The following is a 20,431-nucleotide window of genomic DNA, read 5'->3' as shown; positions in this document are numbered from 1 at the left end:
TTATAGTTATGTGTCCAAGTGATGAAGCAGAGCTGGCTCTAATGCTAAAAACTTCTTTATCTATAGAAAATGCTCCATCAGCTGTACGATTCCCAAGAGGTGAAGCTGTGGGTGTTAAAATACCAAAAGAATTAGACGCTCTCCCTATAGGGAAGGGAAAAATAATTCAAAAAGGAAATAATATTGCCATATTATCCTTAGGAACTAGACTCCAAGAAGCTAAAAAAGCTGGACAATCTTTTAAAGATAAATATAACTTTGATATCACAATTGCCGATGCAAGATTTGCAAAACCTCTGGATAAGGAAATGATTCTTGAGCTGGCAAAAAAACATAAGTTTTTAATAACCATCGAAGAAGGTTCGATAGGCGGATTTGCTTCTCATGTGAATGATTTACTTATCAATAAAGATATTGAAATAAAAAATCTATTTTATCCAGATATATTTATGGACCAAGGCACTCAAGATTCAATGCATGAGAAAGCAAAACTAAATTCAGAACATATCTTCAAAGAACTATCAAAATATATGAAATATAAATAAGAATGAAATACAAAGAAACTCTCAAACACAGACCAAAAACACCCAAGCCATTACCAACTGCAAAAAAACAGCCCTGTAATCAATCTGATTCTGATCAAATTACTTTAGAAGAAGTGGGAGATTCTTCCCCTTCTGCTGATACTTTATACATGGGTGATATTATACTGATTGAAGATTCAACGCATGAGTATTAATTTAGAACCATATCTCATAATTACTATTATAGAAGATCATTCACTCCCTAGAGGAAGAGCAAGATCTCATGCAGTTAGTTTTGATACAGAAGAAGATATTGCAGCTTTTTTAAACAATTCACCTACCAGTAACAACTCTACGGAAGAAGAAAGCAATGCAGAAGAACTACCAACAACTAATACCGAAGATGGTAATCTCTGGTTAAATTGGGAGTATGATGCATCTAGTTAAAAAAACTTTAGTAACTTCAATTCGCTAAATTTCTTCAAGGAAAACAAAAGTACCATTCTCTAGTAATATTATGCTATGAGAATTTTGTATGTCTTCTTCACCATCGAATATAATGGCTGAATTACCACCACCAAATTCGTCATCGGGATCACCACCTGGTTGATGGTAAAACGGCAAGAAACCACTACCATAAGCAAGATTAAATAGAGAGCTTAACTGAAAAACCTCTCCTAATAAATCATAAATAGACTCAATTATGCTTTCTTTGGCAAAGATATCTAATTTTTTACTACTCGATAATAACTCACTTATAATATCAGTTATCTCCTCATCCACTGGCAATTCTAGTTTTTTCATTTTGCTTGATTCTATATCTCCAATTGCCCGAAAATGTTCAGTTGGTATTTGAGCAAAAGATACTTGTTCTGAACCATCTCCAAAAAGATTTTCATTCAAACACGCACAAGCCAATAAATGGCATGTTTGCTCATTAGACAATGTATCTCCACATTGCTCATATATAAATTTTAAAATATCCCTCTGAGGAGTTCTATTAGTTATTGCTATCTCAAGAGGAATCTGATCTTGAGAGTTTTTTGAATGAAGGTCACAACCTAACTCAACAAGTTTTTTAACTGTGGCTAATCTAATATCACTGCTACTAAGAGCTATATGTAAAGCAGTAGAACCATTATCATCAAATGTTGCAGTGGAAACTGGATACTCTTCACCTACCAAGGCATTTAATTCATTTAAATCATTATTTTCTATAGCTTGAAAAAATCTATTTCTGGAAACCTCATCAAATTCTGGCATAATAAAACCTCTCTATGTTTAACACAACTCCTTCACAACAAATACCATATTAACAGCTAACGATTAAAAGAGTTAAATTTAAATGGATATTAATTTAATTTTTCTATCACTTCTTTTGAAAGAGTGAAATTGCCGATAATATTTTGTACATCATCGCTATCTTCTAGCGCTTCAATAAACTTATACAAAGTTTCAGCTTGCTCACTAGAAGATACTTCAATGGTATTTTGTGGTTTCCATGAAAGCTTCACGGTTTTTGGATCACCAAATTTATTAACTAAATATTCGCGCACTTCGTTTAAATCATCAGGATTAGTTGTAACAACATACACTTCTTCTTCATTTATACAATCTTCAGCGCCAGCCTCCAGAACTTCTTCAAAGAATTTATCAAAATCACTCACCTCGGCATTAAACTCTATAAGCCCTATTCTATCAAACATGAAGCTCACGCTTCCTGCTTCCCCTAGAGCTCCGCCATGTTTGCTAAAGCAAGATCTTACATCTGATGCAGTACGATTGCGATTATCAGTTAAAGCCTCAATAATGAATGCAATACCACCACCTAAATATCCTTCATAGCGCATTTCTTCATAATTATCCCCTTCATGAGGATTAGAGGCTCTTTTAATAGCCGAATCAATTTTATCTTTAGGTAAATTTTCAGCTCTTGCTGCAATGATAGCATTACGAAGCCTGGCATTCATAGCCGGATCTGGCAAACCAGATTTAGCTGCAGTAATAATTTCTCTAGTTAGTTTGGTAAAAATCTTAGCCCGCTTTTTATCTTGAGCACCTTTTCTATGCTTAATATTAGCAAATTGCGAATGTCCTGCCATTATGATATTTCTCCTTCAGTAATTTTATGGCAAACATAATGCCATAATAAGCTTACGATGTCAGCATTTTTATTGTAGTTCTTTATCTATATATGCTATTATTTAGCTAATAAACTTAAGTAAAAAAATAATAAAGCAATGATCAAAATATCCACTTGGAACGTCAATTCAATTAACGCAAGACTTGATAATGTATTAAATTGGCTTAAAGAAGATAAACCAGACATAGTTTTACTACAAGAACTAAAATGCACAAATGATAAATTCCCTAGTCAAGAGATTGAAGATTTAGGCTATAACATAGCTGTTCATGGACAAAAAACTTACAACGGAGTGGCTATTCTATCTAAATATCCACTAAGTGATGTTATGACCAACTTTGAAAATAATCCAGTAAGCGATGAAGCTAGATATATTGAGGCCATAGTTAACTTTAAAACCTGCGCTATTACTGTGGCATCTGTTTATGTTCCAAATGGTCAAGACCTTCATTCAGATAAATATCCAATAAAGCTAGAGTTTTTAAAACAACTTGGCGAACATTATAAAAGAATATTAAACAACCCTGAAACTCTTATAGTCGGTGGAGATTTTAATATAGCTCTAACAGATAAAGATATCTATGATCCTGAGGAATTAGATGGAAACATTCTATTTAGCGATGAAGAGAAAAGAGCTTTGCGTCAATTTATGTCAAGCGGATTGACTGACTCATATAGAATGCACCATACAGAGGAAAAATCTAATTGCTATACTTGGTGGGATTATAGAGCTAATTCATTCAACCTAAATAATGGCATGAGAATTGATTATATTTTTACTTCTCCAGAGGCTACTCAAATTAATACAGACTGTTACACCTCAAAAGAATGTAGAGCCAAAGAAAAACCATCTGATCATATTCCGGTTACTTCCGTTTTTGATATAAGCTGACATCTTTCAGTTACCCAGAGATTTCGTCTACCCAGAGATTTCGTCATTGCGAACTCTGCTTCCCCTCTTCGTCATTGCGAGCGCTTTTTTAAAGCGCGTGGCAATCTCCCTCCTTCTTTGATAGATTGCTTCGTCGCCCATGCTCCTCGCAATGACGGAGGATATAACGCTCCTCGCAATGACGGGAGATACAAAAACTCCTCGCAATGACGGGAGATACAAAAACTCCTTGCAATGACGGCAGATACCAAAACTTCTAGCTTGTAAAGAGTCTTGATAGCTTTTCAATCGTCAATCTAAAGACCACCTAGTTCGTTAACAAATTTTATAAAAAAGATAGAAGTGTTATTCCTAACAAAGATTGAGAAAATCTAATTCATTAATTTTTTTCTAGAGATTTAAAGCATATTAGATTATAAATAGTTATAACAAACACAGGAACTGTAATTTATGCCCAATAATAGATCTTCTTCAATATTGCAGCTTGAGCATATTAATATAGATCATCTTGCTATTCCAAAAGCTTTAGTCTTTGATCTAGATTTAACCATTCATGACGTAATGTCTCATTATGATACTGCAGTTAATCAAACCCTACTTCATTTTGGTTTTAAAGAGCTTTCTAATGATAAACTAATAGAATTAGGAAGAAGCAGTTTCACCAGCTCTAGAAATTTATTTGCAGAAATTATCCCTGAAAACTTAGTAGAAGAAGCTCTAGAATATTATTATGATCATTTTTTAAGCAATGAAGTGCCAGCAGAAGCCATCCTTCCTGGAGCTAAAGAATTATTACAACTAGTAAAAGAGAGGTTTAAACTCCCTATTATAGCAGTTACTAATTCAGAAGAGCATATGGCAAAAAAAGTTCTAAATGATTTAAAAATCAATAATTTATTTGATTATGTTATTGGTATAAAAGAAGATGAATCTTTTAAGAAACCCAATCCTCAAATGCTTCTAATGGCATTAAAAGCTATGAATTTAACCCCAGGACCTCATATATGGTTTATAGGCGATATGCCAAGTGATGTAGAATGCGCTAAACAAGCTAATAACTGCACTGCCATTCGTTATTACACCCATGAAGAGCCTGAAGATCTAAAAGCTGATCTTTTTATCAATAGCCATTATAATTTATTTAACATAATTAGCAGTAAATTAGGGTGATTAAATCTTTACTCAATCTATTATTTCCTAATAAATGCATAATTTGCAATAGTTATGCAAGCCAAAATAAAATATGTGGAGAATGCTGGGGAAATTGTAGTTTCATTACTAAACCATATTGCGCCTTATGTTCCCATCCTTTTGAATATGATAATGATGAAACCTCAATTTGTGGACATTGCATTGCCAATAACCCCAAATATGATAAAGCAATTTCTGTCTTTAAGTATGATAAATACAGCAAGGAAATAATCCATAAATTTAAATATAACGACCATCTTCACATCTTGGATTATTTTATTGGTTTAATGCTTAATATGGGCAAAGAAGTTATCCAACAATCTGATGTTATAATTCCTGTTCCTATGCATAAATATAAATTACTAAAAAGAGGATATAACCAGTCCGCTTTGCTTGCTATGAAACTCTCATCTAAATCTAAGATTAAATATTTACCTCACGCCCTTGTTAAAGCAAAGAATACCACTCCTCAAGCAGACTTAAAGAAAGATGATAGAATAAAAAATGTTAAAAACAGCTTTAAACTGAACTCAAAATTCCAAGAATCCTTAAAGGGGAAGAATATTCTTTTAATAGATGATGTGGTAACCACAGGTGCAACAATCTCTGAATGCTGCAAAACTCTTCGAAAAGCTAGCCCCAAAAAGATTTTTGTTTTAAGCTTGGCTAAGAGAGTATAAATAAAAATGATAATTTATAGTTAATTATTGGTAATTATACCCAATTATTGCTACAATAAAAACTTATAATATAAAAACTATATAATTATGAAAGAGCAAGAAGTTAATCAAGAAAAAGAATCTGATTTAGATAAAAAAGCAAGAACTCTTAAACAAGCTATATATGGAGTATCTATATCCAATAAAGATTTCGGTAAAGAAAGATCTAAAAAGCTTGAGAAATATATAGATAAGCTAGATGGATATTTAGCAGAAGATGGAGATAGTTTCTTACATGCAACCCCTTTTGATGATAAAAACGGCTGCATTATTGTAACTGAAAAAAAAATCATGGTTTGTTATCATGGAACAAAATTTGAAGACTATTTCTCCTCAGATGCAGATGATAAAAAAAGAGCCAGACGGGAAATGGATAACAATCTTTTAACTTCTCCAGCAAAAATGAATTTTGGAGATAAAGAAGTAGATGTCCATAAAGGATATAAAAATGAATACGAACAATCTAAAAACAACATGCTTAAGATCCTTAATGGAGCTCTAGAGCACCCAAATGATCAAAAACCCATAGAATTCAATGGTCATAGCCTTGGAGGTGCGGTTGCCACTATTGCAGCTTTAGATTTTGTATGCTCTAATTCTAATATTGATGTAAATAGAGTTTCAGTAAATTCTTTTGGGGCACCAAAATTTTTCTCAAGTGGCGCTAAAGAATTATGTAAAGAAAAAGGCTTAGAGAACAAAATTACTAGAGTAGCACAATATCTAGACCCTGTAGTAAATTTTCCACGGAATGGAAAATACGAGCATGTTGGAAAAGAAATATCTCTTGTGGGAGCGGCCACTCTTCATAGCACCAATACTTATCGTAAAATTGCAGACAAGAAACTTGCCCCAAAACATATTGACCCAAGCCTTAGTGGATATCGTAAGTTAGTTGAAAAACTAAACACAGCTATGATTGGATTATCACAATCTATAAAAAGACAAGTTAATAAACTTAAAGGCTGCACAGCAAAAGAACAATATCAATCTATAAATACTTCTTCTAAGACAAAAGAAGGTAATGTTAGATCTCACTAATTATCTTCTCTAATGTTTCCTCTGGAGTCAGATTACTACTGTCAATTATAATTGCATCATCTGCTGGTTTTAATGGAGCAACCGCCCTGTTTTGGTCTCTCTCATCACGAAGTTTTAAATCAGCCAAAATAGTTTTATAATCAGAATTAGGCTGCTGATTAACTCTTCTTTTTGCTCTAACTTCCACGTCAGCTGTGATATAAAATTTATAATCAGCCTCAGGGCAGATAACAGTTCCTATATCTCTTCCCTCAATCACTGCAGCGCCTTCTTTCTTAATAAAATCACGCTGAAAACCGTAAGTTACATCCCTAAGCTCAGGATAACTTCCAATGATAGAGGCATATTCTCCAATCTCTTCCTTTGTTAAATTAGGGTCATCTAAATCAGATAATTTCAAGTTTTTTGCTGATGCTACTGCAGTTTCCGTATCATGCGGATCTAAAGAAGCGCTCCATATTTTATAAGCAATAGCACGATAAATATTACCAGTATATAAAACAGGAAGGTTTAATTTTTTACCCAGCATTCTAGCTATAGTTCCTTTACCTGAAGCTGCAGGCCCATCAATAGCAATTAGTAATCTCTTATCCATTTTTTAACTCATTATAATTTTTTGCTAATTGAACAAATTGCTCCACCGACAATTCTTCAGGGCGCTGAGTTAATGATATATTGGTTTTATCTATTAAGCCATTTAAATCAGGATGAACTTGCTTCAAAGTTCCCCTAAGCATTTTACGACGCTTATTAAACAGTACCTTAGAAATAAACTGCACTGCATAAGATATATCATCTGCAACCTGAATAGCTTTAGGATAAAGAGATATAACCGATGAAGTAACTTTAGGCGGAGGGTAAAAAGCTTCAGGAGCTAAATTAAAATGATGCTCCACATCACAAAGCAATTGAGAAATAACGCTCAAACGCCCATAGTCCTTGGTTGATGGCTTAGCCATAATTCTTTCTGCCACTTCTTTTTGAAACATCAAAGTAAAACCCTGCCAATATTTAACATTCTCAAGCCATTTCACCAGCAAAGCAGTTCCTATGTTATAAGGCAAATTAGCTATAATCTTTGTATTTTGAGGAACTAATTCTCTTTCTTTAACCTTCATAGCATCAGTATTAATTATGTTGAGCTTAGGATATGTTTCTTTTAACTCCTCTAATGCTGATATACATCTTGAATCTTGCTCAATAACGGTTAATTCACCAGAATTAACAGCTAATATAGACCTGGTTAATCCACCGGGACCAGGACCAATTTCTAATACATGTTGATCTGGCAATATTCTTGCAGATCTTACTATTTTATCAGTGATATTTTGGTCAAGCAGAAAATTCTGTCCTAAATTCTTTTTTGGTGCTAAATCAAATTCTTTTATAACGGATTTTAATGAGGGTAATTCTTTCATATTTTCTCACGATATGGCACAAAAAAACCGAGACATAAACAAAATATATCTCGGCTTTAATCTTTTCTAAGACTCAAAATTACGCTTGCGCTCCAATTTTCTTCTTCGTCTTTGAGATTCATTCTTTTCTCTTAGTTTACGAACAGAAGGCTTCTCATAATGACGCTTAGCTTTAATTGCTTTGAAAACTCCTTCTTTTTGCAGTTCTCTCTTCAATTTTTTTAATGCATCATCAACATTGTTATTATGAACTATGATCTGTGTCAGTTTAATTCCCCCCTTTCACATATTAAATTAGGATTACCTGAACATATATATATCATTGATAGTTAAACCAATAGATAGTATATTTAGTTTATAACGAAGAGGAGTATACATAACTTATGAGCGAAAGTAAACTAAATGATTCTATAGATCAGGAAAAAATGTTAATTCTAACAGATTTTCTTAAAAATGCCCCCTTCGATCGATGGAGTTATAGCAATCTTAAGAAATCTGCTGAAGATTGCGGGTTCTCTGAAGGTTATACTGAGCTTTTATTTCCTAAAGGTATCAAAAGTTTAACTGAGTATTTCCATCAATTAATGAATAAGCAAATGGAAGAGGAATATCTTAAAGGCCCCATCCCTAGTAAAATTAGCGATAAAATAGCATGGTTAATTGAGTTAAAACTAAAGGCTTATAGTTCATATCGTTTAGCCATTCCTTCACTTATGCAATATAACCTTATACCCATAAATATTTGTCAGTCTCAGAAGTTCATATGGCAAAGCTGTAGCAGAATGTGGTATCTTGCCGGAGATAATTCTACAGATTACAATCATTATACCAAACGAGCTATTCTTGAATATGTCTATAGTACTAGCCTAATGTTTTGGCTATCAGATGAATCACCTAATTACATAGACACCAAAGAATTTATTGCTAAAAAAATAAAACAAGTTTTAGGTATTGGAAAGTGGAAGGAGTCCGCGTTACGATTCTTTAGAAAACTTGGAGAGTGATTCCTAACTCTGTGCTATTATCCCCCATTAAAGAAATTATAATCTCATTTATTACGCCTTCATCATCTTTAGGCATCTTATCCAAGCATTGATCACTAACTTCACTATCATCAACATCATAAAGTAGTGATGCCACCTCTGCATTTTTATGATAAACAGCCACGCATAGTGGTGTCATTTCATCTTGATTTAACAAAGTAACATCAGCATTATGGCCTAATAACAACTGCACAATGCTTAAGTTTCCATTTTCTGCAGCCATATGAAGAGCAGAGTAACCATGATCATCTTGCTTATTAACCTTAGCCTTTAAATCTATTAACTTACTAACCGCTTGAGCAGCATCGGATAACGCTGCAATGTGAAGAGAGGTTAAACCTCCAGGAACTTCCCTTTCTATATCAGCTCCATTATTTAATAAAATAGAAATTACTTCAGATTTATTGTATTCAGATGCTAAATGCAAAGGAGTCCTTGAATATTCATCAATCTGATGAATAATTTCTTTATTATCTTGTAAATATTTAGCTATTTCTTCTATATTGCCAAGCATTACTGCTTTATGTAAACTTGTCCAAGACATATCTCTTAATACTTTTATTGATTTAAGAAAAATAAACTTATAAATAGTTTATTAATTTTGTCAAGGAAGATTATCAATATCTTTATAAAATAATTCTTTTAAAGTTCTTTTTTGCTACAGCATAATCTTGAGGAAAAACAGGATAATCATATTGTTCAAGAAAAGCATTTCCATGGAGTTTTTCTGAAGGGATAGACTCCTCTCTTATTCCTTTTAGAACTCCATAGAATATAGCGCAAACAACATCCAGTGGTGAAGCGTCTCCACAGGCCACTCTATGCTCTATCCTGCGGTTGTTCTTTTCTGATAAAGGAATACGAATTGCAGCACTACGGTTGTTTCCTCCCCAGCATATTTTGCTTGGACTCTCCACAGAATCACCTTTATAGCGTAAATATGCATTCTCATAAGGTGCAAATATTAGCATATGCTCTGCCATAGATGAGCATAGCCCTGCTATAGAATGAAGCATAAGTTTTGTTTCTTTGTTATTATTTTTAATAAAAAGGTTATCCCCCATAGAATTCTCTAAATGCAAATGAATATGCAATGCGCTGCCCGGTTGGTCTAGAAATGGCTTAGCTGAGAAATCAACTTCCATCCCATGCTTTAAAGCTTGCTCTGTTATTTTCTCTCTTAAATCCAATATTTTTTGAACCTGCCCAAATATATCAGAGCTATAATCTGTCTTAACCTCAAACTGATTCTCTCCTTTTTCTTTTTCAATTGGAATAGCTAAATCTAGTTTATCAATATTAGGAGGAGATAGATAAAACTCTATCTCTGCACCAATAACTGGCACCATATCTAGCTGCTTAAATTGCTCAAGCAGTTTATTCAATAGCTGTGTGGAGTCATCTTTAGATATAATCATAATGATTTAATAATAACATAAAATATATATTCACAACATATTTTTAAAAGTTAATATAAGACTCTACATAATTTGGTAATTGATTTAAGATATAAATATTATGTAATACATTATACTCCCTTGAACCTTCTAAATACTCCTGACTAAATATAACCTCACCATGAAGATCATAGATATCCGCACCACGAATTACTAAATGATTCATCATATCTTCATCAACTCCTCTTAGCATTGAATAATGCAATGCTGTTAGTCCATCATTATCCACATGATTAATGTCAGCGCCAAACGACAATAATAAATCAACCATTTCCACATTAACTCTGGCTGCTCTCTGTAAAGGAGATATACCAAAATTATCTCCTACCTCAGCCATAGCCCCATGCTCTAACATCCATCTCATAACATCGTAATTTCTTTCAATAGCAGCCACATGAAGACCTATCTCTCCATAGATGTTAGCATGATTAATATCAAGTTCTTGCTCTATTACCAGCCATTCTATAACATCAATATGTCCACCTGTAATAGCATAATACAACGCATCCCTTTGATCATGAGATGCTTGATGGGGATCAAATCCATTCTCCACCATGACCTTCATATCCTCTAATTTTCCTTCTCTTGCGGCTTTGAAGAACTCTTTTAACATGTAACACTCTATAATATCACTAATAACTAAAACTATTTAAGTTTATTTAAAATAATAAAATTGTCCATTTTTAAATTCTTGCCCTAATCTCAAAGAGTCATTATATTTAGTCATAAAAAATAAATGCATAATAGCTTTATGACAATAGAATGGAAAATATCCACAAAGCCAATTGAATATCAAGAAGCTATAAACTTCATGGAACAGCGCATTTACCAAATCCATCAAGAAAAAGCATCTGAGCTGGTTTGGTTTTTAGAACATCCTCCCATTTACACTGGAGGAAGCAGCGCTGAATCTAAAGATTTATTTAATTCTCTAAATCTTCCAGTCTATCAAACAGGCAGAGGTGGACAATACACCTATCATGGCCCAGGCCAGAGAGTAGTCTATTTAATGTTAGACTTAAGAAAAAGAGAAGAAGATTTAAGAAAATATGTTGCAAATCTAGAAGACTGGATAATAGCTAGTCTTGCTGAAATTGGTTTATCCTCTGAAAAAAGAGAGGGTCGCATAGGAATCTGGACCATTGATAAACAAAACAAAGAAGCTAAAATAGCAGCCATTGGAATTAGGGTCAGAAAATGGATCACTTATCATGGTATCGCAATTAACGTTAACCCCAATCTTGAACATTATAGCGGAATAATTCCTTGCGGTATCAAGGAATTTGGCGTAACCTCTTTAAATGAACTGGGATATAATATATCTTATCAAAAATTAGATAGCATATTAAAGAGTAAATTTAGTGAGTTCTTCTAAAATTCTATACGTTATATTCTTTATAATTTTTATATGGATGCTTGGTTTTGCTTTATTCTTAAGCAAGATCTCTCATGAAAAAATAGAATTAAATGAAAGAGCCGATGCAATCATTGTTTTAACTGGAGCAAAGGGTAGAATAGATGCAGGGCTACAGCTATTATCTTTCGATTATGGAAAACACCTATTCATCTCAGGCGTTGGGCAAAACGTTCCCTTAAAAGACCTAAGTAAATTTCTATCATCTTTTTCTAGTGATTATGTGGAAACTTTAAAATCTTCTATTACTTTAGATCATTTTGCTGATTCCACTGAAGGCAATGCCATTGAAAGCCTGGAATGGATTAAAAATAATGGTTATAAGAAAATAATTTTAGTCACCTCAAATTACCATATGCCACGCAGCTTACGACTGTTTAAAAACTCTATGCCGAATATAGAAATTATTCCATATCCGGTAGTAAATAACATTAATTATCAACAAGCCTTTCTGGAGTATAATAAATTTTTAGTATGTTTAATCAAATAATTCGTTCTTTCATTTTTAATTGCTTTTATGTTTTCTGGACTTTAGCTGTGGGAATACTATTTTTTCCAGTGGTGTTTATGCCAACTCATATTATTATATTAGTGGTAGGCAAAATCTGGGCCCAAGGTCTTTATTTCTTTCTTAAAATATTATGTAATTTAAAGCTTGATCTAAAAGGGGTAGAAAACCGTCCTAAAGTCCCTGCTATTTATGCCTCTAAGCATCAATCAGCCTTAGAGACATTCATGTATCATATTCTTGTACATAAACCTGTATTTGTTTTAAAGAAAGAATTACTTAATATTCCAGTATTTGGATATTATTTAAAAAAAATGGGGATGATTGCCATAGATAGATCAGGAGGAATTAAAAGCCTAAAAATTCTTTTAAAAGAAGTACAAGATAAGTTAGATGATGGCTATTCCATAATTATCTTCCCTGAAGGAACCAGAACCAAACCTGGAAATCAAGTAGAATATAATGCTGGGATTGCTGCTATTTATAATCTCAAAGCGGCCAGTATAATCCCCATAGCTTTAAACACTGGGTGTTTCTGGCCTAAAGATTCTTTCCTTAAAAAACCAGGTAAATTCACAATAGAATTTCTTCCCGCCATATCTAATGATCTGAATAAAAAAGAATTCATGAGTCAATTGGAAGAACAAATAGAAACCAAGTCAAAAGAACTAATTATTTAAAAACTGAAGGTTATAATGAGCATAATAAGTTATGAAGAATTTGAGCGTGTAGATTTACGCTCTGGAACTATAGTGAAAACCGAAAAGTTTCCTAGAGCAAAAAAACCAGCATTTAAAATATGGGCAGATTTTGGCCCCCAAATAGGCATATTACAAACCTCAGCACAAGTAACTATTAATTATAGTTTGGACTCGCTAATAGGAAAATCTATTATTGCTTGCGTAAACTTAGGCGAAAAAAACATTGCTGGATTTTTATCTCAATTCCTACTACTGGGATTTACTGATGACAACGGCGCAATCTGCTTAGCATCAAGTGATCCAAAAGCACCAAATGGACAAAAACTCTGTTGATAATAATTTCATCATTTAAAGTCCAATCTGCCTTATCCCCACTTGTCATCCTCCCAGTGCCCCCTATCACTCCCACTCGTCATCCTAGCGCCCTGTCCCGCTCACTCGTCATTGCACCCTGTCCCTCTCACTCGTCATTGCGAGCGCTTTATTTTAAAGCGCGTGGCAATCCATAACCACTCCATATGGATTGCTTCGTCGCCAAGGCTCCTCGCAATGACGGAGAAAATATAACGTTTCCTCGCAATGACGGAATGTTTTAACAATATCGTTATCCTTGGCCCATCCTCCTTCCTTCGTTATCCTTGGTCCATCCTCCCTCCTTCGTCATCCTAGCGCCCCTTTAGGGCGCGAGGATCCAGATTTATAAATAGATAAAAAAATTATCTAGGGGGTATGACATTTACCCCCATGTTGTGATATTGTAAGAATTGTTATTGATGTATTTCATCAGTCAAATAACTTTAATTACAGAGAAACCTTAAATTAACTCAATTAAAACGCGTAAATTGATTAGTTTAAAATTCTTCCAACCTATGACCGCGCAAATCATAGTTTTAATTAATTTGACAAAAAACATTTTGCTAGATTAGTAGTGTAAATGCTATATCCAGCCCCAATATTGCTGGCATAATACTTTATTAAATCCTCTTTTAGAAATATCTAAATTACGCAAGTGGAAGAGATAGAGCGTTTAACTCAGTAACGTCTTTTTTAGTTTCTAATTAGATTTAGAAGCGTGCCAAATTTTTTTTACTACGAAAATAAATAATATTTGGCAAATATTAAAATTAAATTATTGAAATTACATCAATAACAAATTTTACTTTAAAAACTCCTAAAAGAGAATAAGATTAGAGCATCTGTCAACGCTCGCCATTTAAGAGCTAAACTGCAAGTTTAGCGTAAGAATCCAAATCAAAAACTCATTAGATCTTCAGATCTAATTCATCCCTTACCTATAATGGGCTTTCCTGCCCATAACCATTCCTCATGCCTAAAACTTAATATATACCTAACTTAAACCTTCTTGACTTTAATACTGGTTAGTTGATTACCATTCTTAGATAGAATAGTAAAATAGAATTTATAGAATTTGAATTCTTCTCCAACCTCAGGAATTCTCTCAGCCTCATGAATAACTAAACCTGCAATGGTACTGGCATCTTCATCAGGCAAATGCCAATCTAATGCCCTGTTAAGATCACGGATAGTTACTTCCCCTTTAACAACACAAGCACCATCTTTAAGAATCACTTCATCATCTCCCTCTTCTTGAACACTGCCTATAACTTCTTCTAAAATATCAGCTAAAGTTATCAAGCCTTGAATATCTCCATATTCATCAATAACCATTGCAAAACGAATTTTTCGTTCTTTGAAGTTAGATAATTGCTCTCCTAAGGTGGTATTTTCATGAACAAATATTGGCTCAACAATTAAATCATTTATATTTATCTTATTAAGCTTCTGACCATCTAATAAAGTATCAAGCAATTCACGGGTGTTTAAAACTCCCACTATATTATCGGGATTGTCTTTCCACATTGGGATGCGAGTATAACCAGACTCCTTAACTTGAGCTAAAATTTCTTTAATACCTAAATCTATATTAATACTTTCTATATTCTTACGATGCGTCATAACCTCGCTAACATTTGTCTCTTCTAAAAAAAAGACTCCATCTAGCATATATTTATTATCTTGATCAAACCTACCTTGTCTATGATGCAAATCAATGGCTCCCTTAATCTCATCTGTTGGAGAAACGAGATTATCATCATAATTTGGAGAAATTTTAAATATAGAGACAAATTTATTAATCATTCCAGTAATGGGTTTACAAATAGTAACTGTAATTTTTAAAAAATAAGCAAACTTTAATGCAAGCTTCTCAGGATGCGCGATAGCATAGGTTTTAGGTAACACTTCAGCAAAAACAATAATTAATGCCGTCATAATTACTGTAGAATATATAATTCCTTCTCCACCAAAAATTTTAATTAAAAAAGCCGCAGACATAGTGGAAGCAAGAATGTTACAAGTATTATTAGCAAGTAAAATAGTACTAATTAAACCTTCTCTATCTTCCTTTAATTTACTAATAATTCTTGCTCTTTTGTTACCATCTTTTTTTAATTTATGAATTTTAGCACCAGACATAGCGGTCACAGCTGTTTCAGAAGCCGAAAGTATACAAGACAAAGAAAGAGGAACGATAATGGAAATAGATATAATAAATAATTCAAGCATATTCAAATTATCAATTAATGATCCTGTATCTTAATTTTAATTGGCCCTTCAACAGAACCAGAAACAAATTGCTCAACATAAGGATTACCAGAAGAATGAAGCTTATTCATAGGCCCCTGCCACACAAGCTTTCCTTCATATAGCATAGCAATTCTATCAGCAATATGAGCTGCACTAATTAAGTCATGGGTGATAGTGATGGTTGTTGCACCAAGTTGTTTAGAATTTTTCTTAATTAAGTCATTAATTATTGCTGACATAATAGGATCTAAACCAGTAGTAGGCTCATCAAAAAAAATAATTTCTGGGTCTAAAGCAATCGCCCTAGCTAAAGCTGCTCTTTTTTGCATACCACCTGATAACTCAGCGGGATAAAGATCAGCAACGGTACCATCTAATCCTACAGACTCAAGCTTGTGAATAGCTAATTTTCTTGCTGCTTTTAAAGACATCATACTATTCTGAATAGGAACAAAAGCAATATTTTTCCAAATTGGCAAACTATCAAATAAAGCGCCACCCTGAAATAAATATCCAAATTTCTGCATCACTTTAGCATGTTTTTTTCCACTAAGATTGGTTATCTCTTCACCATCTATTAAAACTGATCCATTATCAGGATTTAAAAGACCAATAATACTTTTAATTAATACTGACTTCCCCGTTCCAGATCCACCAATAACAACTAAAGATTCACCCTTCTTAATTTCAAGGTCAATTCCTTTGAGAACATGTTTAGCTCCGAAGGATTTATGCAAGTTTTTTACAATAATTTTATCTGTCATCTAACTAAAAAATACTTTGGTTAATAAGTAATTGGATAATAATATTAAAATAGAAGCAAGCACTACAGCAGTGGTAGTGGAATTACCAACACCTTGAGCGCCTTTTTGAGAATGATATCCACTATAGCAACCTATTATAGAGATAATAAACCCAAATACTCCAGATTTAATTAATCCAGAAGTAATATCCTCTACTTCTAAATATTGAAATGTGTTTTGTAAATAAATTTCAGAGCTAAAACCTAAGCTATAGACTGAAATAAGATACCCCCCCATCACTCCAATTATATCAGCAACTACTACTAAACATGGCATCATAATAACTGCAGCTATAACTCTTGGAGTTACTAAATATTTTATAGGATTGGTTGATAAAGTAACCAAAGCATCTAATTGCTCAGTGATTCGCATAGTTCCAATTTCAGCAGCCATGGAAGCTCCGACTCTTCCTGCAACCATTAGGCCTGCAAGCACAGGACCTAATTCACGAGTGATAGATAATACCACCACTGTGGCTATAGCACTTTCCGCCGAAAACCTTGAAAAACCAGTATAGCTTTGCAAAGCCAATACAGCACCAGTAAAAATTGCAGTTAATCCAACCACCGGCAGCGAATAATAACCTATTTCAACCATCTGCTCTAAAATAGGCTTAATATAAAACGGTCTACGGAACGCTCCAACAATAGTAGAAAAACAGAATATACTAACTCTTCCTGTCTCTGCAAAGAAGTTAAGAACCGCTCTACCAATATTCGCTAAAAAACTTGTTACTACAATACTACTCATTTATCTAATTCTTTGTATCTTTTTATAATTATTGTATAAACTGCGACCGCCGCAGAAAAACTATTATATCAACTAATATTGAAAAAGCTTCAATAATTTTCTCTATTGAGTATATTCTTATCACTATTAGTTAACTCATAACTTAAAACAGTTATTAACAATGATAATAACAGAATCAAAATAGAAGATACAATAATTTTATCTAAAATTTTAGATATTATAATTATTTAGAGATTTAGGGATATTTTTTAATGTATTATCAAAAATTATATTCAGCTGTCAAAAGTGGAGACCTTAAAACTGTAATAGCTTTAGTAGAAGAAGATAAAATAGATGTAAACTTTAGAAATTATTACGGTTCAACAGCTTTGTATTATGCTTCCGCAAAAGGACAAATTAAAGTTGTGAGATATTTAGTAGAAAAAGCCAAAGCTGATATTAACACTAAAAATAACCTCGGTTTAACACCTCTGCATTATGCTTGTGAAAAAGGACAAATTAAAGTTGTGAGATATTTAGTAGAAAAAGCCAAAGCTGATATTAACGCCAAAAGCAACACCGGTTTAACACCTCTGCATTATGCTTGTGAAGAAGGAGCTATTGAAGTTGTAATATATTTAGTTGAAGAAGCCAAAACTACTGCTTATGATCAAATTCTAAACGATTCAACAAGTTTATATTATGCCTCCATAGGAGGTAACCATGCGGTAGTGAGATATTTAATAGAAGAAGTTGGAATATATATTAATGCTCTTGACAAAAATGGAGAAACAGTACTAGAAAAGCTTGAAAATAGAGATATCCTAAATTACTCGGGTAGACTTAAATCCTACAACCTTCTTAAAAGCGCTGATATTGGACAAAAACTTTTTGCTCAATCAGAGCTCACAAAAGAAGAACAAGTCTTTATAGCTTCCGATGATTATACCCCAACATACTTTAATAATCTTAAAAGTAAATCTATAGCAGAAAAGAAATTTCTTATGGTGGAAACGTCTGTAGAAGAAGATGATTTTTTAAACTCTGAAAGCTATAATCTAAAATTTTCAGAAAGACATCAGCAAATTAGTAAGGCAGTAAAAGCTCTTGGAGAACATCTTAAGGTGGCAAAAACAGAAGGAGAATATAAATGGAACTCAGAAGAAAGAATACTAGAGGGTGAAGTTTTACAAATTGAACCTCAAAGCCTAAAAGGATTCGATATTCCAAAAGACGCAACAAATGTTATAGCTAGTTTTTTAAAAACAGGGGACACTGAAAAAATTTCTCTACTTTCTTATTCAATAGCTAAAGATTTAGGAAAGATTGAACAAAGGTTACCCCCTTTAGAAATAGGACTCTTGCCTCAAGATATTATAGATATAGGAACAATTGACTTAAATACAGAATTATTATCACCATGGGCTTGGTTTACAATAGGATATACTGCGGGAAGTTTTGCTATTAATCCTGGCCTTAGATGCGTAGATAATTATATGGATGAGCAGGCATTAAACAGAAGCTGCAGCGAATATTATAAAGATGTTTTATCTATTGATAATTTATTTTCCACAGCTGCTTCTTACGTTGGAAACTATATCGCTTCTGCTCTTTCACTGAGGTCTATTCATGGCATTAACATTCAAGATATGTATATTTATCATCATTATCCTACAATGCTAGGACTTGCCGTTGCTAGCGTTCCTGTTTTATTAGAGGTAGTTTTGTAAATCAATAGTATTTATATTTTTGCACTCTTTTTACGAATAGTAAGAACTGCAACCACCGTAGCAAAAGCTACTATAGCAACTAATATTGAAAATGCCTCAATGAATTTATCCATTGAATAGAGTCTTAAGCCCTTGGCGTCTAACTGCCCCTGCCAAGTATAATCTAAATAAGAACCAATAGATTGCTGCAATACAGCTCCGCTCAACATGTTAAAGGTGTTCATCACCCCAATAGTTAAACCAGAAGTGTGGGCATCAGTATGACGAAGCGCTCCAGTAAAACAAAGCATTTCTGCACCACAGAAAAACCCAATCAATATCAATAAAATAACAACATCACCATGGCTTAAATTACCACCATAAACCACCACAGAAAATAATACTAGTAAAGTTAATATAGAATATACAATAACTTTATCCAAAAGATTATATTTCTGTGCCAAATAAGGAAGAACTATACTACCAATGGCCATACCAATATATATATTCATTAAAATAGGACCTGCCACAGCTCGACTCATATTAAATTTACTCATTAAGAATCCAGTTCCCCAAAGGTCAGCCATCACCATTAATGGAGAATATAAACCTATTGTTACTATGGTATAAATAATGATTTTTTTATTAGTAATAATCTTTAAGAAGTCATTCTTTATATTACTTGATTCAAATTCATGAATATCAACTTCTTTTTTTACCTTTGGTAAATATATAAAGGCTAGAGCTAATATTATTAATCCTACACAAGCAAATACCATAAAGGACATCTGCCAAGTTGAAAATTGATCTAACAGGTAATTAAGAGGCTCACCAGTAATTAAAGCTCCTATAGCTCCAAAAGTTAAACAAGCACCAATTAAAACCGCCTGTTTCGATGCAGGTAAATAGTCACTAGCTATTTTAAGAGCACTCATAAGAGCAACTGCAGCCCCTACTCCACTAATAAACCTACCTATATAAGCAATAAATGGTGCATCAGCTATAACTAACATCAAGGTGCCCATAATGCACAACAGCAATGAATAAAGCACTGTGATCCTAACACCTAATCTATCTATTAGTATTCCAAGAGGAATCTGCATCAAAGAATAGCCATAATAATAGAGAGAGCCTATCAAAGAAAATTGATCGGCATTCATAGTAAAATCCTGACGAATTTCTTCAATCAAAACTCCGGGAGAGACTCTTAAAACATATTGATATAAATAAAAAGTTACTAGAATAAGCCAGGAAATATATATATCCTTACGCGTTAATTTAGTTTTAATCATGTATAATGCCTTTGATTTGTACATAGGAAGAAATGAGCCACTCAATATACACGAATTATAGCAAAAAGCAAGTGTTAATTTAAAAAGCAACCGTCACCTTAGAGCGCTTTTCCCACCTATCGTCATTGCGAGTGCTTTTTTAAAAGCACGTGGCAATCCATAACCTATCTTAAGAGATTGCTTCGTACGCTACGCTTCCTCTCGCAATGACGGAAGATACTAAAGCGTCCTGCAATAATG

General features: G+C 33.3%; 25 protein-coding genes. 13 read left to right on the top strand and 12 right to left on the bottom strand.

Going from position 1 to position 20,431, the window contains the following annotated elements:
• The 3 genes from N4A31_06685 to N4A31_06675 form a co-directional block, all read left to right on the top strand.
• Positions 1-545 (top strand): 1-deoxy-D-xylulose-5-phosphate synthase (locus N4A31_06685; GenBank protein MCT4635905.1); only part of this gene is annotated, 545 nt, incomplete at its 5' end.
• Positions 546-547: 2 nt separating this feature from the next.
• Positions 548-739: a hypothetical protein gene (locus tag N4A31_06680; GenBank protein ID MCT4635904.1), complete on the top strand. Its 192-nt coding sequence runs from the start codon at positions 548-550 to the stop codon at positions 737-739.
• Positions 729-971, top strand: coding sequence for a hypothetical protein (locus N4A31_06675; GenBank protein ID MCT4635903.1), 243 nt, complete (start codon positions 729-731; stop codon positions 969-971). The genes N4A31_06680 and N4A31_06675 overlap by 11 nt, the downstream gene beginning before the upstream one ends.
• Before the next feature lie 24 nt (positions 972-995).
• Here the strand turns inward: N4A31_06675 and N4A31_06670 are convergent, their stop codons facing one another.
• Complete coding sequence (locus N4A31_06670; GenBank protein MCT4635902.1) at positions 996-1,787, bottom strand: hypothetical protein; 792 nt, start codon at positions 1,785-1,787, stop codon at positions 996-998.
• A gap of 89 nt (positions 1,788-1,876) precedes the next feature.
• Positions 1,877-2,626, bottom strand: a complete 750-nt coding sequence (locus tag N4A31_06665; GenBank protein MCT4635901.1) for a YebC/PmpR family DNA-binding transcriptional regulator — start codon at positions 2,624-2,626, stop codon at positions 1,877-1,879.
• A gap of 138 nt (positions 2,627-2,764) precedes the next feature.
• Here N4A31_06665 and N4A31_06660 point away from each other — a divergent pair, with 138 nt between their 5' ends.
• The 4 genes from N4A31_06660 (at position 2,765) to N4A31_06645 (ending at position 6,510) form a co-directional block, all read left to right on the top strand.
• Positions 2,765-3,559, top strand: coding sequence for an exodeoxyribonuclease III (locus tag N4A31_06660; protein ID MCT4635900.1), 795 nt, complete (start codon positions 2,765-2,767; stop codon positions 3,557-3,559).
• A gap of 450 nt (positions 3,560-4,009) precedes the next feature.
• A complete protein-coding gene (locus N4A31_06655) occupies positions 4,010-4,729 on the top strand; it encodes an HAD family hydrolase (protein ID MCT4635899.1) in 720 nt (239 codons plus the stop codon).
• Positions 4,726-5,430, top strand: a complete 705-nt coding sequence (locus tag N4A31_06650) for a ComF family protein (GenBank protein ID MCT4635898.1) — start codon at positions 4,726-4,728, stop codon at positions 5,428-5,430. The genes N4A31_06655 and N4A31_06650 overlap by 4 nt, the downstream gene beginning before the upstream one ends.
• 87 nt (positions 5,431-5,517) lie before the next feature.
• The gene (locus N4A31_06645; protein ID MCT4635897.1) at positions 5,518-6,510 is read left to right on the top strand and encodes a hypothetical protein; all 993 of its coding nucleotides are present in this window, start codon (positions 5,518-5,520) and stop codon (positions 6,508-6,510) included.
• Here N4A31_06645 and cmk read toward each other — a convergent pair.
• The 3 genes from cmk to rpsU all read right to left on the bottom strand — a co-directional run bounded on the left by cmk (position 6,497) and on the right by rpsU (position 8,183).
• On the bottom strand, positions 6,497-7,105 hold the full coding sequence (cmk, locus tag N4A31_06640) for a (d)CMP kinase (protein MCT4635896.1): 609 nt from the start codon (positions 7,103-7,105) through the stop codon (positions 6,497-6,499). The two genes, N4A31_06645 and cmk, sit on opposite strands and share 14 nt — an antisense overlap.
• Positions 7,098-7,928 (bottom strand): 16S rRNA (adenine(1518)-N(6)/adenine(1519)-N(6))-dimethyltransferase RsmA, encoded by an 831-nt coding sequence (gene rsmA / locus N4A31_06635; protein ID MCT4635895.1) that lies wholly within the window; start codon positions 7,926-7,928, stop codon positions 7,098-7,100. Before rsmA ends, cmk begins: the two co-directional genes overlap by 8 nt.
• 66 nt (positions 7,929-7,994) lie before the next feature.
• Positions 7,995-8,183: a 30S ribosomal protein S21 gene (gene rpsU, locus N4A31_06630; GenBank protein ID MCT4635894.1), complete on the bottom strand. Its 189-nt coding sequence runs from the start codon at positions 8,181-8,183 to the stop codon at positions 7,995-7,997.
• A 128-nt stretch (positions 8,184-8,311) separates the two neighbouring features.
• Between rpsU and N4A31_06625 the strand changes: the two genes are divergently transcribed.
• Positions 8,312-8,932 carry a COQ9 family protein gene (locus N4A31_06625; protein MCT4635893.1) on the top strand — a complete coding sequence of 207 codons (621 nt, stop codon included), beginning with the start codon at positions 8,312-8,314 and terminating at the stop codon, positions 8,930-8,932.
• Here the strand turns inward: N4A31_06625 and N4A31_06620 are convergent.
• The 3 genes from N4A31_06620 to N4A31_06610 all read right to left on the bottom strand — a co-directional run bounded on the left by N4A31_06620 (position 8,913) and on the right by N4A31_06610 (position 11,041).
• A complete protein-coding gene (locus tag N4A31_06620; protein MCT4635892.1) occupies positions 8,913-9,515 on the bottom strand; it encodes an ankyrin repeat domain-containing protein in 603 nt (200 codons plus the stop codon). The two genes, N4A31_06625 and N4A31_06620, sit on opposite strands and share 20 nt — an antisense overlap.
• A gap of 82 nt (positions 9,516-9,597) precedes the next feature.
• Positions 9,598-10,389, bottom strand: a complete 792-nt coding sequence (locus N4A31_06615; protein ID MCT4635891.1) for a glutamine synthetase — start codon at positions 10,387-10,389, stop codon at positions 9,598-9,600.
• Positions 10,390-10,432: 43 nt separating this feature from the next.
• Positions 10,433-11,041 carry an ankyrin repeat domain-containing protein gene (locus tag N4A31_06610; protein ID MCT4635890.1) on the bottom strand — a complete coding sequence of 203 codons (609 nt, stop codon included), beginning with the start codon at positions 11,039-11,041 and terminating at the stop codon, positions 10,433-10,435.
• A 138-nt stretch (positions 11,042-11,179) separates the two neighbouring features.
• Here N4A31_06610 and lipB point away from each other — a divergent pair, with 138 nt between their 5' ends.
• The 4 genes from lipB to N4A31_06590 are packed head-to-tail and all read left to right on the top strand — an operon-like array spanning position 11,180 to position 13,384.
• Positions 11,180-11,803 carry a lipoyl(octanoyl) transferase LipB gene (gene lipB / locus N4A31_06605; protein MCT4635889.1) on the top strand — a complete coding sequence of 208 codons (624 nt, stop codon included), beginning with the start codon at positions 11,180-11,182 and terminating at the stop codon, positions 11,801-11,803.
• Positions 11,790-12,332, top strand: a complete 543-nt coding sequence (locus N4A31_06600) for a YdcF family protein (protein MCT4635888.1) — start codon at positions 11,790-11,792, stop codon at positions 12,330-12,332. The genes lipB and N4A31_06600 overlap by 14 nt, the downstream gene beginning before the upstream one ends.
• Positions 12,333-12,379: 47 nt before the next feature.
• Positions 12,380-13,030: a 1-acyl-sn-glycerol-3-phosphate acyltransferase gene (locus N4A31_06595; protein ID MCT4635887.1), complete on the top strand. Its 651-nt coding sequence runs from the start codon at positions 12,380-12,382 to the stop codon at positions 13,028-13,030.
• Positions 13,031-13,045: 15 nt separating this feature from the next.
• Entirely contained in the window at positions 13,046-13,384 is a 339-nt protein-coding gene (locus N4A31_06590) for a tRNA-binding protein (protein MCT4635886.1), read from the top strand.
• Positions 13,385-14,404: 1,020 nt separating this feature from the next.
• On the opposite strand, the gene N4A31_06585 is transcribed toward N4A31_06590, so the two are convergent.
• From N4A31_06585 to N4A31_06575, 3 genes are read right to left on the bottom strand one after another with little or no spacing between them, the layout of a single operon-like run.
• Positions 14,405-15,637 (bottom strand): CNNM domain-containing protein, encoded by a 1,233-nt coding sequence (locus N4A31_06585; protein ID MCT4635885.1) that lies wholly within the window; start codon positions 15,635-15,637, stop codon positions 14,405-14,407.
• A 14-nt stretch (positions 15,638-15,651) separates the two neighbouring features.
• The gene (locus N4A31_06580) at positions 15,652-16,422 is read right to left on the bottom strand and encodes an ATP-binding cassette domain-containing protein (protein MCT4635884.1); all 771 of its coding nucleotides are present in this window, start codon (positions 16,420-16,422) and stop codon (positions 15,652-15,654) included.
• Positions 16,423-17,211 carry an ABC transporter permease gene (locus N4A31_06575; GenBank protein MCT4635883.1) on the bottom strand — a complete coding sequence of 263 codons (789 nt, stop codon included), beginning with the start codon at positions 17,209-17,211 and terminating at the stop codon, positions 16,423-16,425. It abuts the gene before it with no gap.
• Positions 17,212-17,462: 251 nt separating this feature from the next.
• Here N4A31_06575 and N4A31_06570 point away from each other — a divergent pair, with 251 nt between their 5' ends.
• The gene (locus tag N4A31_06570; protein MCT4635882.1) at positions 17,463-18,920 is read left to right on the top strand and encodes an ankyrin repeat domain-containing protein; all 1,458 of its coding nucleotides are present in this window, start codon (positions 17,463-17,465) and stop codon (positions 18,918-18,920) included.
• An 11-nt stretch (positions 18,921-18,931) separates the two neighbouring features.
• Here the strand turns inward: N4A31_06570 and N4A31_06565 are convergent, their stop codons facing one another.
• Positions 18,932-20,191: an MFS transporter gene (locus N4A31_06565; protein MCT4635881.1), complete on the bottom strand. Its 1,260-nt coding sequence runs from the start codon at positions 20,189-20,191 to the stop codon at positions 18,932-18,934.
• Positions 20,192-20,431 lie beyond the last annotated feature (240 nt).

Source organism: Rickettsiales bacterium, assembly GCA_025210695.1.
Lineage (GTDB): Bacteria > Pseudomonadota > Alphaproteobacteria > Rickettsiales > CANDYO01 > CANDYO01.
Note: the sequence above shows the minus strand (reverse complement) of the source record. Positions and strands in the feature narration are given on the sequence as shown.